General features: G+C 56.4%; 12 protein-coding genes and 1 tRNA gene. 4 read left to right on the top strand and 9 right to left on the bottom strand.

The genetic code is table 11. The features are described 5' to 3' along the window. Positions 1-17: 17 nt before the first annotated feature. Positions 18-416 carry a helix-turn-helix domain-containing protein gene (locus LK04_RS18670; protein ID WP_039328451.1) on the top strand — a complete coding sequence of 133 codons (399 nt, stop codon included), beginning with the start codon at positions 18-20 and terminating at the stop codon, positions 414-416. On the opposite strand, the gene LK04_RS18665 is transcribed toward LK04_RS18670, so the two are convergent. The 6 genes from LK04_RS18665 to xylF all read right to left on the bottom strand — a co-directional run bounded on the left by LK04_RS18665 (position 370) and on the right by xylF (position 6512). Beyond that, complete coding sequence (locus LK04_RS18665) at positions 370-1221, bottom strand: AraC family transcriptional regulator (protein WP_052205911.1); 852 nt, start codon at positions 1219-1221, stop codon at positions 370-372. The two genes, LK04_RS18670 and LK04_RS18665, sit on opposite strands and share 47 nt — an antisense overlap. A 160-nt stretch (positions 1222-1381) precedes the next feature. Continuing rightward, positions 1382-1476 (bottom strand) — tRNA-Sec (locus tag LK04_RS18660). Positions 1477-1537: 61 nt separating this feature from the next. Further along, the gene (gene xylR / locus LK04_RS18655) at positions 1538-2716 is read right to left on the bottom strand and encodes a D-xylose utilization transcriptional activator XylR (RefSeq protein WP_039328453.1); all 1179 of its coding nucleotides are present in this window, start codon (positions 2714-2716) and stop codon (positions 1538-1540) included. Positions 2717-2809: 93 nt separating this feature from the next. Next, positions 2810-3982, bottom strand: coding sequence for a xylose ABC transporter permease XylH (xylH, locus tag LK04_RS18650; protein ID WP_039328454.1), 1173 nt, complete (start codon positions 3980-3982; stop codon positions 2810-2812). Beyond that, positions 3975-5495: a xylose ABC transporter ATP-binding protein gene (locus LK04_RS18645; protein WP_039328455.1), complete on the bottom strand. Its 1521-nt coding sequence runs from the start codon at positions 5493-5495 to the stop codon at positions 3975-3977. Before LK04_RS18645 ends, xylH begins: the two co-directional genes overlap by 8 nt. 24 nt (positions 5496-5519) lie before the next feature. After that, positions 5520-6512, bottom strand: a complete 993-nt coding sequence (gene xylF / locus LK04_RS18640; RefSeq protein WP_039328456.1) for a D-xylose ABC transporter substrate-binding protein — start codon at positions 6510-6512, stop codon at positions 5520-5522. A 296-nt stretch (positions 6513-6808) separates the two neighbouring features. Between xylF and xylA the strand changes: the two genes are divergently transcribed. From xylA to LK04_RS18625, 3 genes are all read left to right on the top strand, one after another. After that, positions 6809-8131 carry a xylose isomerase gene (gene xylA, locus LK04_RS18635; protein ID WP_039328457.1) on the top strand — a complete coding sequence of 441 codons (1323 nt, stop codon included), beginning with the start codon at positions 6809-6811 and terminating at the stop codon, positions 8129-8131. Between the two features lie 18 nt (positions 8132-8149). After that, positions 8150-9592, top strand: coding sequence for a xylulokinase (gene xylB / locus LK04_RS18630; RefSeq protein WP_039328458.1), 1443 nt, complete (start codon positions 8150-8152; stop codon positions 9590-9592). A gap of 212 nt (positions 9593-9804) precedes the next feature. Further along, positions 9805-10737 (top strand): GlxA family transcriptional regulator, encoded by a 933-nt coding sequence (locus LK04_RS18625; RefSeq protein ID WP_039328459.1) that lies wholly within the window; start codon positions 9805-9807, stop codon positions 10735-10737. Here the strand turns inward: LK04_RS18625 and LK04_RS18620 are convergent. The 3 genes from LK04_RS18620 to LK04_RS18610 all read right to left on the bottom strand — a co-directional run bounded on the left by LK04_RS18620 (position 10722) and on the right by LK04_RS18610 (position 13787). Beyond that, complete coding sequence (locus LK04_RS18620) at positions 10722-11717, bottom strand: acyltransferase (RefSeq protein WP_039328460.1); 996 nt, start codon at positions 11715-11717, stop codon at positions 10722-10724. The two genes, LK04_RS18625 and LK04_RS18620, sit on opposite strands and share 16 nt — an antisense overlap. A gap of 156 nt (positions 11718-11873) precedes the next feature. Continuing rightward, positions 11874-12989 (bottom strand): mandelate racemase/muconate lactonizing enzyme family protein, encoded by a 1116-nt coding sequence (locus LK04_RS18615; RefSeq protein WP_039328461.1) that lies wholly within the window; start codon positions 12987-12989, stop codon positions 11874-11876. Between the two features lie 36 nt (positions 12990-13025). Then, entirely contained in the window at positions 13026-13787 is a 762-nt protein-coding gene (locus tag LK04_RS18610) for a GntR family transcriptional regulator (protein WP_039328462.1), read from the bottom strand. Position 13788: the final 1 nt, after the last annotated feature.

Genomic DNA, 13788 nt, shown 5'->3' with positions numbered 1-13788 from the left:
CGCCCGCAGGAGGAAAGATGGATATTCACGCAGCCTGTATGCATCAACTGATGCAGTGGATCGAAGACAACATTGAACAGCGATTGATTCTGGAAACCGTGGCGCGACGCGTCGGCTATTCGCAGTGGCACTTGCAGCGTTTGTTCCGCAGCCACACTGGCATTGCGTTAGGGACTTATATTCGAGAGCGCAAACTCACGGCCTCGGCGATTGCCTTAGTGAATAGCAACATGCCGCTGATGGAGATAGCGATCAAATATGGTTTTGAGTCGCAGCAGACGTGGTGTCGCACCTTCCGCCGCATGTACCATCTGCCGCCCGGTGCGTTTCGCCGTAAATATCAGCACAGCCTGCCAGAGATTGATGGGCCTACGAGTCTTCTGATGCTGCAAGCGCAGACGCGGCAGGCGGCGTAAGGTATTTGCCCGGCGTCGAACCAAATGCGCTGCGAAAAGCGCTGATATAACTGCTGACGCTATCAAAGCCAACCTGCCAGGCCACCTGCTGCACGCTTTTACCCGCAGCCAGCCCTTCCAGTGATTTCAGTAGCCGCGAGACCTGGCGGTAACGCGACAAGCTCATGCCCACCGCGCTGGCCCAGTGGCGACTCAAACTGCGCGGGCTGAGCCCAGCCCACTGTGCCAGTTCCGGCCCGGTGCGCGCATCCCCGGGATCGTCCATCAGCAGACGTGCAATCTGCCGCAGTCGCGGCTCTTCAGGCAGCGGCAGCGTTAAGGCATGTTCGGTGGATTCGTACAGTTCATCCAGAAACACATCGCACAAGCGGTTATAGCGCTCGCTGCCCCAGCTATCAGGCGACAAGCTTGCCAGCCGCTCGGCCAAGGGTTCCAGCACCGAAGGGCAGGAGAGTAGCACCGGACGCTTGGGAAGCGGTGCGGTCAGCGCTTCATCCACCAACACCGTCCAGCCCAGCACCCGGCCTGGCCCGATAATCGCGTGTTCAAAGTGCGGCGGAATCCAACCCACCAAGCGCGGTGGATTGGCAAAAATCCCCGACGGCGTGTTCACCGTCATCATCCCCTGTTTCAGGCAGTAAAGCTGGCCCGCCGCGTGGTGATGGGTGCGGCTTTCCCGATCCAACTGCTTGGATAACGACGCCGCAATCACTTTGGGCGCATCCGGCTGTTGCAGCCGTTGGCGCAACTCTTCCGCACGCGGATCGCCGCAGAAGGTGAGCTTGTCGTTGGGATGGATGAGCATGGGGGCTCCGCAATGTTATTAAGGTTGCAACATGGCGGAGGCAATTGCAGAAGTAAAGAGCCAAACTTGCTGTACATCGGCAAGCTGATAAGTCCAACTTGTAATGAAGACTTACAGGTTGCTCAAGTTCATCTTTTGGGAATCAAACGAGATAAGGAAGTGGCGGAAGATCACAGGAGTCGAACCTGCCCGGGACCGCTGGCGGCCCCAACCGGATTTGAAATCCGGCCGCCTCACCGGAGACGACGATCTTCCTTTAAAGAAGCAGCGGAAGTATAGCGAGAATGCGCCACGAAATCTTGATCTTAGCCGTGCGCTACAGCACGTTCTCGCCGTGAAGTTGCCGATACTCCTTGGGCGTGCTGGCGTAGCTCTTCTTAAATACTGAATAGAAATATTGCAGTGACGGATAGCCGCACATTTGAGATATCTCGTTAATATTCAATGAAGAAGAGGCTAACAGCTCGCGTGCTTTCTCCAACTTTTCGCGATGAATCATGGCATGAATAGTGTCGCCAGTCTCATCACGAAAACGCTTTTCCAGGTTTGAACGGGACATGCCAATCGCATCCAACACCTGTTCGACTTTGATCCCTTTGCAGGCATTAAAGCGGATGTAGTGCATTGCCTGAATCACAGCAGGGTCGTGCAGCGAACGGAAATCCGTGGAGCGGCGGGCAATCACTTTGACCGGCGGCACCAGAATGCGCTGCAGCGGCAGGGATTGTTTATCCAGTAAGCGGTGCAGCAATTTCGCGGCTTGATAGCCCATCTGCCGCGTGCCTTGGGCGACGGAGGAGAGGGCAACGCGGGACAGATAGCGGGTCAGCTCTTCGTTATCAATACCAATCACCGTAAGCTTCTCTGGCACCGGGATTTTAAGATGCTCGCACGCCTGTAACAGATGGCGCGCTCGCGCATCGGTGACGGCAATAATACCGGTTTGCGGTGGCAGCGTTTGCAGCCAGTCCGCGAGGCGGTTCTGGGCGTGCTGCCAGTTTTCCGGTGCGGTTTCCATGCCCTGATACACCACGCCCTGATAGCGTTCGCGCATCACCAGCTGACGAAACGCCTGCTCACGCTCTTGCGACCAACGCTTGCCGCTGGAAGCAGGCAAACCGTAGAAGGCAAAACGGTTGATGCCTTTCTCTTTCAGATGCAGGAAGGCACTCTCCACCAATGCCGCGTTATCGGTGGCGATGTAGTGCACTGGCGGATAATCTTCCGGCTGATGATACGAGCCGCCGACACCAACAATCGGCACCTGGACATTGGCCAGCAGAGTTTCGATCGAACTGTCGTCGTAATCGGCAATCACCCCATCGCCCAGCCACTCGCGGATATTCTCAATACGGCAGCGAAAATCCTCTTCAATGAAGATATCCCAGTCGGTTTGCGACGCCTGTAAATACTCGCCGACCCCTTCCACAACCTGGCGGTCATACACCTTGTTGGCGTTGAATAACAAGGTAATGCGGTAACGTTTCTCATGCATGGTGGCGCGTTCCCTTAAACCCTCAGCGCATTGCATAGCACGGCTGCAAGGACAGCAGAAATGGTTTGCGCCACAATGTGATCGCCCACGCGATTACACCCGGCGACGCGTGGCGGTATCCATCCACACCGCCAGCAGCAAGATCGCGCCTTTCACGATGTACTGCCAGAACGTCGGGACATCCATCATGCTCATGCCGTTATCCAGTGAGGCCATGATAAACGCGCCCATCACCGCTCCGGCGACCGAACCCACGCCGCCCGCGAGGCTGGTGCCACCAATCACGCAGGCGGCAATCGCATCCAGCTCTGCAATGTTACCGGCAGAGGGGGAACCCGCACCCAGGCGAGAGCTGAGGATTAGTCCGGCAATCGCCACCATCACGCCATTGATCGCAAACACCGCCAGCTTGGTGCGCGCCACATTAATCCCGGAAAGACGCGCGGCATCAAGATTGCCACCAATGGCATAAATCCGGCGACCAAAGGCGGTGCGCGTCGCCATAAACATGCCCGCCAGCAACAGCAGTGCCAGCAGCAAGACCGGCGTCGGCACCCCGCGATAATCATTCAGTAGCCAGATAGCTCCCAGCACCAGCACAGCCGTGATCGCCTGACGGGCCACGGTACTGGTTGCGGCGGGTTGGCTCAGCCCTAACTGTTGACGTCGCAGGCGTAAGCGCCATTGCCAGAGAATAAACAGCGCCAGGCCGACAAAACCAAAGCCGAACCCTACGCCGCCAGGCAGATAACTTTGCCCAATCTGCGACATTGCCGGGCTGGTAGGGGCGACGGTGGTGCCATCAGTGATGCCGACTAAGATGCCACGAAATGCCAGCATGCCTGCCAGCGTCACGATGAACGAAGGCACTTTGCGATACGCCACCCACCAACCATTCCAGGTCCCCAGCAGCAGACCCAGTACCAGGGTTACGACGATGGTGAGCGGCAGCGGCCAGCCAAGCCAGACATCGAAAATCGCGGCGGCACCGCCCAACAGACCCATCATGGAACCCACTGACAGATCGATTTCCGCAGAGATGATCACAAACACCATCCCCACCGCCAGGATGCCGGTAATCGCAGTCTGGCGCAGCAGATTGGAGACATTGCGTGCGCTCAGCCAGGCACCGTCGGTGGTCCAGGTGAAGAACAGCGCAATCAGTAAAATCGCGCCCAGCATCACTAACACTTGCAGATTCAGTCGCGGAAGTTTGCCCGGTGTGGGCGTGCCCGGCAGGCTCTGTGTGCTCTCGGTTTTAAGCATAATGTTCACTCCGCAGAGCGGCTTCCATCACCTGCTCCTGAGTTAGATTGTTGTTAATCAGATCGGCTTTGATTTGCCCTTCATGCATCACCAAAACGCGATCGCTCAGGCCCAGTACTTCGGGCAGCTCGGACGAAATGACAATCACCGCGATGCCTTGTTGCACCAAGGCGTTGATCAGCAGGTAGATCTCCTGGCGTGCGCCGACGTCAATGCCGCGCGTGGGCTCATCCAGAATCAGGATTTTGGGATTGAGCAGCAGGCACTTCGCCAGAATGGCTTTTTGCTGATTGCCGCCACTCAGCCGCCCAATTGCCAAATCGGGAGAGGAGGTTTTGACGCGCAGGCGACGAATCGCATCGTTGATGGCCTGCTGTTCGGCGGCCTCATCCAGCGTGGAAAGGCGATGACTAAACTGATCGAGTGCCGCCAGCGTGATGTTTTTACCCACGCCCATCAGCGGCACGATGCCATCTTTTTTACGATCTTCCGGCACCATGGCAATGCCGTGCGCAATAGCATCGCGACAGTCCTGGATTTTTACGGGCTTACCGTTAATAGCAATATCGCCCTGCCAGCGGCCCGGCCAGACGCCAAACAAACACTGTACCGTTTCGGTGCGTCCGGCACCGACCAGCCCGGCAATCCCCAGGATTTCACCACGCCGGAGGCTGAACGAAACATCGTTCACCCGGCGCACATGGCGATTGACCGGATGCCAGGCCGTGAGGTTTTTGACTTCCAGCAGGGTGTCACCGATATCGTGCGGTTGATGCGGATAGAGCGCGGTCAGTTCGCGTCCCACCATCATGGTGATGATGTCATCTTCACTCAAACCGGCCGCTGGACGCGTGGCGATGTGTTGCCCATCGCGGATCACGCAGATGGTGTCAGAGATGGCTTTCACTTCATTGAGTTTGTGCGAGATGTAGATACAAGCGATGCCATGCTCACGCAGGTTGTTGATAATGCTCAGCAGCACCTCGGTTTCCTGCTCGGTGAGCGAGGAGGTCGGTTCATCCAGAATCAGCAGCCGAACCTGTTTATTTAGCGCTCGGGCGATCTCCACCAACTGCTGCTGGCCAAGCCCCAGCTCACCGACTTTGGTGGTGGGCGACACATCCAGCTTCACCCGTGCCAGCAGCTGCTGGCAGCGCAGCGTCATGGTTTCATCATCGACCATGCCAAAACGGCCCAATTCGGCACCGAGGAAAATGTTCTCCATCACCGTGAGCTGGCGCACCAGCGCCAGTTCCTGATGAATGATCACAATGCCTTTGCGTTCGGTATCACGAATGGTCTGCGCCTGAATCAGGTCGCCGGCAAAGTGAATCTCACCGTCAAAATCACCGTGCGGATAGAGCCCGCACAGGATTTTCATCAAGGTCGATTTGCCAGAACCATTCTCGCCGCACAGTGACATCACTTCACCTGCATCCAGCCGCAGACTGATATCATCCAGCGCTTTCACCGCGCCGAAACGTTTGGTGATGTGCATCATTTCCAGCAGCATAGGGAGTCCTCCTCGCAGCGGTGCTTAGAGTTCACTTTGTTTGTGGAAGCCGTCTTTCACCACGGTACTTTCGATATTGTCTTTGTTGACGGGAATGGGCGTCAGCAGGCGTGAGGGCACTTCCTTCAGGCCATTATTGAGTTTGCCGTTGCTGGCAGGCGTTTGGTTATCGCCGAGTTCTACGGCAATTTTCGCGGCTTCGGTAGCGAGTTCGGTGATGGGTTTATACACCGTCATGGTTTGTGTGCCATTCATGATGCGTTTGATAGCGGCCAGGTCGGCATCCTGACCGGAAATCGCGACTTTGCCTGCCAGACCTTGCGCACTCAGCGCCTGAATCGCACCGCCTGCGGTGGCATCATTGGAGGCGACGACCGCATCAATATGGTTGCCGTTAGCGGTCAGGGCGTTTTCCATGATTTTTAGCGCGTTCTCAGGTAACCAGGCATCGACCCACTGATCGCCCACCACTTTGATGCTGCCGTTGTCGATGTACGGTTTTAACACCTTCATCTGTCCCGCTCGGAACAGGCGAGCATTATTATCGACTGGCGAGCCGCCCATCATAAAATAGTTACCTTTTGGCACCTGCTTCACAATGCTTTCGGCCTGCAGTTCGCCGACTTTTTCATTATCAAAGGAAATATAGAAATCAATGTCAGCATTATTAATCATACGGTCATAAGCCAGCACTTTAATGCCTTCGCGTTTAGCTTCGGCTACCACGTTACTTAATACCTGGCCGTTATAAGGAATGATCACCAGCACATCGACACCACGGTTGATCATATTTTCAATTTGCGACATCTGCGTTTCTTCATTGCCGTTGGCCGACTGGACAAAAACACTGGCCCCTAAAGATTCGGCTTGTTTAACAAAAATGTCGCGGTCTTTTTGCCAGCGTTCCAGACGTAAGTCATCGATCGCCATACCAATTTTCACTTCTTTCGCTATACCGGTTTGGCTAAACAGGGCCAGCGCAGCGCAGGCAGCTAACAGCGTATATTTCATTTTCATCATGGTCATCCTGTAGGTTGAGGCTATTGTCGTTGTAAGGCTATGAACCAAGCGGATGAATTGTTGCCTTGAGTTTCAGATAACATCAATTACTGATTTTTATCCGGCTATTACGTTTTTTTGTTTATTTGTGATTCTTTGAGCGCGATCTGAATTTGCGAGTATTTGCGAGCTGGCGCACAATTAATAATTATCTTAATTTGAGTGTGAAATATCGTAATTGAGTCTGGAGACAACCCCTTAGCAAAATAATGACTCACTGCTGACCATTCGGGTCTGATGCTAAGGAGCAAAACATGCACGCTTATTTCGACCAGCTCGATCGCGTTCGTTATGAAGGGGCCAAATCCACCAATCCGCTGGCGTTTCGCCACTACAATCCTGATGAAGTGATCCTCGGCAAAACCATGGCGCAACATCTGCGCTTTGCTGCGTGTTACTGGCACACCTTCTGCTGGAACGGTGCGGATATGTTTGGTGTGGGTGCCTTTGATCGCCCATGGCAGAAAAGTGGCGATGCATTGCAGCTGGCGAAACAGAAAGCGGATGTGGCGTTTGAGTTCTTCCACAAACTCAACGTGCCCTATTACTGCTTCCATGATGTGGATGTCTCACCAGAAGGGGATTCCCTGCGCAGCTACCGCGAGAATTTCGCGGCGATGACTGACAAGCTGCTGGAAAAACAGCAGGAAACGGGCGTGAAGCTACTGTGGGGCACGGCCAACTGCTTTACTCATCCGCGTTACGGTGCCGGTGCGGCGACCAGTCCAGACCCCGAAATCTTTGCCTGGGCCGCCAGCCAGGTGTGCAGTGCCATGCAGGCCACGCAGACGCTGGGCGGTGAAAACTACGTGCTGTGGGGCGGACGTGAAGGTTATGAAACCTTGCTGAATACCGATCTGCGTCAGGAGCGGGAACAGATTGGTCGTTTTATGCAGATGGTGGTGGAGCACAAACACAAAATTGGTTTCCAGGGCATGCTGCTGATTGAGCCGAAACCGCAGGAGCCGACCAAACACCAATATGACTACGACGTGGCAACGGTGTATGGCTTCCTCAAGCAGTTTGGTCTGGAGAAAGAGATCAAAGTTAACGTTGAAGCTAACCACGCTACGCTGGCGGGACATTCGTTCCATCACGAGATTGCTACAGCGATTGCGTTGGGAATTTTTGGTTCGGTGGATGCCAACCGCGGTGATGTGCAGTGCGGCTGGGATACCGATCAGTTCCCCATCAGCGTCGAAGAAAATGCCCTGGTGATGTACGAGATCATCAAAGCGGGCGGATTCACCACTGGCGGCTTAAACTTTGATGCCAAAGTGCGTCGTCAAAGCACGGATAAATATGACCTGTTTTACGGTCACATTGGCGCTATGGATACCCTGGCGCTGGCGCTAAAAGTCGCGGCACGCATGGTGCAGGAAGGTGAGCTGGATAAGCGCGTGGCGCAGCGTTACAGCGGCTGGAATGGTGAGTTCGGCCAGCAAATTTTAAAAGGTGAGTTTTCACTGGCATCCTTGGCGGCGCATGCTCAGCAACACCAATTGAACCCGCAGCACCGCAGCGGGCGCCAGGAACAACTGGAAAACCTGGTCAATCACTATCTGTATGATTTCTAACTGCATCAGGAGCTGAACATGGTTATCGGGATCGATTTAGGCACCTCTGGCGTCAAAGTGGTGTTACTGGATGCACAAGGGCAGGTTGTTGCGATGGAAACGGCGCCGTTGCAGGTTTCCCGCCCGCAGCCGTTGTGGAGCGAGCAAGATCCCGAAAGCTGGTGGAACGCCACGGATACGGCGATGCAGGCGCTGGCGCAGCAGCAGGATCTTAGCCAAGTGAAGGCGATTGGCCTGAGCGGCCAGATGCATGGTGCGACGTTGCTGAATGCTGATCATCAGGTGCTGCGCCCGGCGATTTTATGGAACGACGGGCGCAGCAGTGAGCAGTGCCGGGAGCTGGAACAGCGCGTGCCAGATTCGCGTCAGATCACTGGCAACCTGATGATGCCGGGCTTTACCGCCCCCAAGTTACTGTGGGTGCAACAAAACGAACCCGATGTATTCAGCAAGGTAGCGATGGTGCTGCTGCCGAAAGATTATCTGCGCTGGCGCATGAGCGGGGCGCTCGCCAGTGATATGTCAGATGCGGCTGGGACGATGTGGCTGGATGTCGCCAGGCGTGACTGGAGCGATGCCATGCTCAAGGCCTGCGATCTTAACCGTAGCCAGATGCCCGCGTTGTATGAGGGCAACCAGATCACCGGCACTTTATCGCCTGAGGTTGCCGCGCGTTGGGGGATGAACCCTGTGCCGATCGTAGCGGGCGGTGGTGACAACGCCGCCGGTGCCGTGGGTGTCGGCATGGTCGCGCCGGGGCAGGGCATGCTGTCGTTGGGCACTTCGGGCGTCTATTTCCTGGTCAGCGACGGGTATCTCAGCAATCCGCAGCAGGCCGTCCACAGCTTTTGCCACGCGCTGCCAAACCGCTGGCATTTGATGTCGGTGATGTTAAGTGCCGCTTCCTGTCTCGACTGGGCCGCCGCCTTAACCGGCTGCGCGGATGTGCCAGAACTGCTGGCTGAGGCAGAAAAAGCGCGCGGTGATGTCACGCCGGTGGTGTTCCTGCCGTATCTCTCCGGTGAGCGTACGCCGCACAATAATCCGCAGGCGCAGGGCGCATTTTTTGGCTTAACCCATCAGCATGGGCGGCCTGAGCTGGCGCGAGCGGTGCTGGAAGGTGTGGGGTTTGCGCTGGCAGAAGGGATGGAGGCGGTGCATGCCTGTGGTGTGCAACCACAAACCGTGATGCTGATTGGCGGCGGGGCGCGCAGTGCTTACTGGCGGCAGATGCTGGCGGATATCAGCGGATTAACGCTCGATTACTGCCACGGCGGGGAAGTGGGTCCGGCGCTGGGGGCCGCACGGTTGGCGCAGTGGGCGATTGATCCACAGAGTGAGTGGCCGGAACCGGAGTTGGTTCAGCGTCATCCACCGGATAGCGCACGCTATCAGGCGTATCAGCCGCAGCGCGAGAAGTTTGCGCAGCTGTATCAGCAGCTCAAACCGTTGATGTCCTGATTTGGCTCGGTGATGGCCGGATGGGGTCGTGGATTTTGATTTTAATAGGCTATGATGGACGAATCTTGTGTGTTGTTATGGCTTGAATTGGCCTTACCTTAGCCTTCTCCCTCACCCCAACCCTCTCCCACAAGCGGGAGAGGGGGCAGACTGAGCGATGTTAGAGAGGGCCAGGGTGAGGGCAAAACTCATCACCAATCCTGGAGCCCAGTATGTCGCAGCCTGTCTATTTCCTGGTTCTACCCGGCGTGATGGCGCTCGATCTTACCGGGCCTGCCGAAACCTTGCAGCTGGCGGATGGCCACTTTGTCCTGCACTACATCGGCCCCAATCCCAGCGTACTGTGCTCCACGGGCATGACTATCGCCGATATCGCCCCTTTACCCGATCGCTTACCTGACAATAGCTTGCTGGTGGTGCCCGGCGTGCACGACTCGAAAGTCTGGTTCGATACCCCAGCGGCCGCCGCTGCGCGTGACTGGTTACGCCTACAACAAGCGGATATTCAATCGCATCGCATTACGCTGGTGTGCATCTGTTCCGGGGCGCTGCTCTCGGCGCAGGCGGGTTTACTTAACGGCGTGCAGTGCACCACGCATCATGACGTGTTACCGCGCCTGAAAGCGGCAGCACCGGCTGCGTTAGTGAAAGATAACCGCGTTTTCGTCGAAGATTGTGGCATCTGGACCAGCGCGGGCATCACCGCCGGTATCGATCTGGCGCTGCATCTGATCAACCGATTATGCGGTGCGCAGCAGGCGCTTAAAGTGGCGCGGGAGATGGTGGTGTGGTTCCGCCGTTCCGGCGATGATCCCCAGCTTTCACCCTGGCTGCGCTATCGCAATCACCTGCATCCCGCGATTCATCGTGCGCAGGATGTGATGATTGCCCATCCCGAAAACGACTGGTCGCTGACGGCACTGGCAGAGCGCGCGCACGTCAGCGAACGCCACCTGACGCGCCTGTTTCGTCAGCACCTCGGCATCAGTGTGCGTGAATACCATGAGCAACTGCGCCTGGTGATTGCGCGCCAGCGCCAGCAGCAGGGCGAAGCAGCAGAGAAAGCCGCGCTGGCGGCCGGATTCTCCTCAGCTCGCCAGCTGCGTCGCGCCCATCAGCGCTGGGACGATCAGCTCACCAGATGATGCTTATCCACGCGCTTAAGCACTATCGCCAGCAGCAAACTGCCGATTAACGTGACGCCAAACACCCAAGGCAAATCAAGCCACGGGCGCGACATATCGTCGTAATGATGAGTACGCAAATAGTGAATAAACAGCGCGTGGAAGCCATAAATTGGCAGCGAATAGCGTGAAATCGTCCCCAGTAACGGTAGCGTGCGGCTGTTCAGGGTATTTTTAAACAACACCAGCAAACTGATGGCCGCAATAAACACCAGCGGTCCGCAATACAGATACCAGGTGTCGTTGAACGCGCCATTGATTTTCAGCATCTGTTTGGTGCCGAGTGTGATGCCTATCCAGCAGGCGACAAACCCCAGTCCGGCCAGCCAGCTGATGCCACGCTTGTCGGTGTCCATACAGCCAATCGCTCGCCCCAGTAACGCATACAGCAGGTAGTAAATGCTGTCACCGCTCACGTAGAGATTCACCGGTAACCAGTGAAATGGCCCCAGCGACTGACTGACGGTATTAGGATTGGCCAGCACAGCCAGTACCACCACTAACAGCGCGACGTAGCGCGGCTGTACGCTTTTCACCTGAATCAATGGCGACAGCAGGTAAATGCCGATGATGGCGAAGAAAAACCACAGGTGATAGAACACCGGTTTTTGCAGCAGCTTCAGCAGCGAACGTCCTTCACTGATTGGCGTTAACCAGGTGATATAGGCCAAGGCCACCGCGCTGTAGAACAGCAAACACAGCACGATACGCAGCAGATGTCGCCCTTGTGCGCTACGTTCGCCAAAGAACAGGTAGCCGGAGATCATAAAGAACAGCGGGACGCAGACGCGCGACGCCGAGTTGAGCAGGTTGGCGACATCCCAACTGATGCCCGTCACCGCCAGCGGGCCGGTGATATACCAGGTGGTGGTATGAATGACGATCACCATCAGGCAGGCGACCGCACGTAAGTTGTCGATCCAGTGTATTTTTTGCGACATGGCTTCCTCGTGCATGAACTGTGCAAAAGGGTAGCCAGTGAGCCGCGCGTCAACAACCTTTGGACCTGAAATTCAGATGTGCCCCTAAAGGGGCACCGATTTGATGTAGCGGCGCAATTTATTGCTCGTCGTCCAAAAAACGCGCCGCAACGGTGGTTAATCGCGCACTAAAAACTTCTCAATCACGGCTTCGTTCGGCTCGACGCCCAGGCCTGGCTCACCAGGTAGCCACGCGTAACCTTCGGCGATGCGTACCGGATTTTTCGCCAGTGAACGGCTGATCTCGCCTGGCTCCACGCAATACTCCATCACCAGCGCATTCTCAATCGCACACAGGAAGTGCAGTGACGCGGCGGTGTTGATGTCGGTGGTGAAGTTGTGGTTACACACCTTGCGTCCACGGCTGTGCGCGTAGCTGGCAATTTCCATCGCCTGGGTAAAGCCGGTACGCGTCAGGTCGATTTGCACGATGTCGATCCCGCCTTCATCAATCAGGCGCTGGAAACCGACCACCGAGCATTCTTGCTCACCGGCAGCGATATGTTGCTGGCAGGCGGCAGACACCTGGCCGTAACCGGCGTAGTTATCCGGATGCAGTGGCTCTTCAATCCAGAACAGGTTGAGATGTTCATAGCGTTGGCTGCGGCGCACGGTGGTTTTGGCATCCCAGACATGGCCGACATCCAGCATCAAATCGACGCTGTCGCCCATCGCGGTGCGCAACGCTTCGAGGTAGCGCAGGTCCATGGCTTCGTCGGTGCCAAACGGCTCCCAGCCAAATTTCACGCCGGTATGACCGGTATCAATGGCGTGCTGCGCGCGCGCCACGGTCTCTTCCACGCTGTACTGGAACATGTTGGAGGAGTAAACGCGCATCTTGTCGCGCATTGCCCCACCCAGCAGTTCTACAATCGGTTTGCCGAGCGCTTTGCCTTTGATATCCCACAGCGCGATATCAATGCCCGCCATCGCCTGTAATACCGCTCCACTGCGACCGTAATAGATGGTGGCTTTGTGCATCTTCTTCCACAGGCGACCGGTTTCCAGTGGGTTTTCGCCGATCAACAGCGATTTCAGGCCGGTGACCATGGTGTGTGAATAGGGTGCTTCGATAATGGCTTTGGTGACATACGGGCTGCCATCCACTTCACCCCAACCGGTAATACCCGCATCGGTGGTGATTTTGATAAGCAGCGCGTCCTGAGAGCTATCTGTGCGCTGCTCAATAACCGGCAGGCGCAGATAAAACGCCTCAACGTTGGTGATCTTCATCGTGGTTTTCCTGGTGTAAAGGCAATCAACAAAGCATCAGCCCACAGCGGAACGCTGCTGTCGGCGCTGCATAATCAAAGTTTCGTAGTCCACATCCAGTGCCTGAATGCGAATATGGTTTTCAATCTCATCCGTCATCTGCGCGATATCGCCATCGGCGAACACGTTGATCAGCCGCTGGTGCTCTTCAATGATGTCGCTCATCGATTTGCCCATGGTGGAGAGGCCGAAAATCACCGTCAGCTGGCGCGCAATGGACTCCCACAAATTGCTGAGTACCGGGTTGTGGGCAAAGCTGCACAGCGTGCGGTGGAAATCGGTATCCGCCGAGGCAAAACCGTAAACGTCATCGTTTTGCATCATGGTCTGCATCTGCGCCACGCCTTGGTACAGCTGCGTCAGCTGTTCGGCACCGTTGCGACCGGCTTCGATTGCACGGCGGCAGGCCAGCGTCTCCAGCGGGATGCGCACGTCGATAATCTGCTCCAGCCGCTGATGAGAAATCTCCATCAAGCGGATGCCTTTGTACGGCTCACTGGTGACGATGCCCTGGCTCTCCAGAATGCGCAGCGCTTCGCGGATCGGCACGCGGCTCATGCCGAGTTTGGCCACCAGATCCGGCTCAGCGATACGGTCGCCGGGCAGCACTAAGCCGCGTGAGGCCGCGCTGAGAATGGCATCGACCGCGTGATCGACCAGAGTGCGTGGGCGTGCTGTTTGCCAGCTCTCTTCGCTGGTGGATTCCTGCGCCAGCGGGGCGCTGTTCTTGCGGCGGATAGTTGACGATTTTCCTGCCATG

Source organism: Pantoea vagans, assembly GCF_001506165.1.
Lineage (GTDB): Bacteria > Pseudomonadota > Gammaproteobacteria > Enterobacterales > Enterobacteriaceae > Pantoea > Pantoea vagans_C.
Note: the sequence above shows the minus strand (reverse complement) of the source record. Positions and strands in the feature narration are given on the sequence as shown.

What these genes read in the sequence shown, in the direction of transcription:
- xylH (WP_039328454.1), bottom strand. Translation starts at nt 3,982, where the DNA reads ATGCTTAAAACCGAGAGCACACAGAGCCTGCCGGGCACGCCCACACCG.
- LK04_RS18615 (WP_039328461.1), bottom strand. Translation starts at nt 12,989, where the DNA reads ATGAAGATCACCAACGTTGAGGCGTTTTATCTGCGCCTGCCGGTTATT.
- LK04_RS18670 (WP_039328451.1), top strand. Translation starts at nt 18, where the DNA reads ATGGATATTCACGCAGCCTGTATGCATCAACTGATGCAGTGGATCGAA.
- xylB (WP_039328458.1), top strand. Translation starts at nt 8,150, where the DNA reads ATGGTTATCGGGATCGATTTAGGCACCTCTGGCGTCAAAGTGGTGTTA.
- LK04_RS18645 (WP_039328455.1), bottom strand. Translation starts at nt 5,495, where the DNA reads ATGCTGCTGGAAATGATGCACATCACCAAACGTTTCGGCGCGGTGAAA.
- LK04_RS18620 (WP_039328460.1), bottom strand. Translation starts at nt 11,717, where the DNA reads ATGTCGCAAAAAATACACTGGATCGACAACTTACGTGCGGTCGCCTGC.
- LK04_RS18665 (WP_052205911.1), bottom strand. Translation starts at nt 1,221, where the DNA reads ATGCTCATCCATCCCAACGACAAGCTCACCTTCTGCGGCGATCCGCGT.
- xylA (WP_039328457.1), top strand. Translation starts at nt 6,809, where the DNA reads ATGCACGCTTATTTCGACCAGCTCGATCGCGTTCGTTATGAAGGGGCC.
- xylR (WP_039328453.1), bottom strand. Translation starts at nt 2,716, where the DNA reads ATGCATGAGAAACGTTACCGCATTACCTTGTTATTCAACGCCAACAAG.
- xylF (WP_039328456.1), bottom strand. Translation starts at nt 6,512, where the DNA reads ATGAAAATGAAATATACGCTGTTAGCTGCCTGCGCTGCGCTGGCCCTG.
- LK04_RS18610 (WP_039328462.1), bottom strand. Translation starts at nt 13,787, where the DNA reads ATGGCAGGAAAATCGTCAACTATCCGCCGCAAGAACAGCGCCCCGCTG.
- LK04_RS18625 (WP_039328459.1), top strand. Translation starts at nt 9,805, where the DNA reads ATGTCGCAGCCTGTCTATTTCCTGGTTCTACCCGGCGTGATGGCGCTC.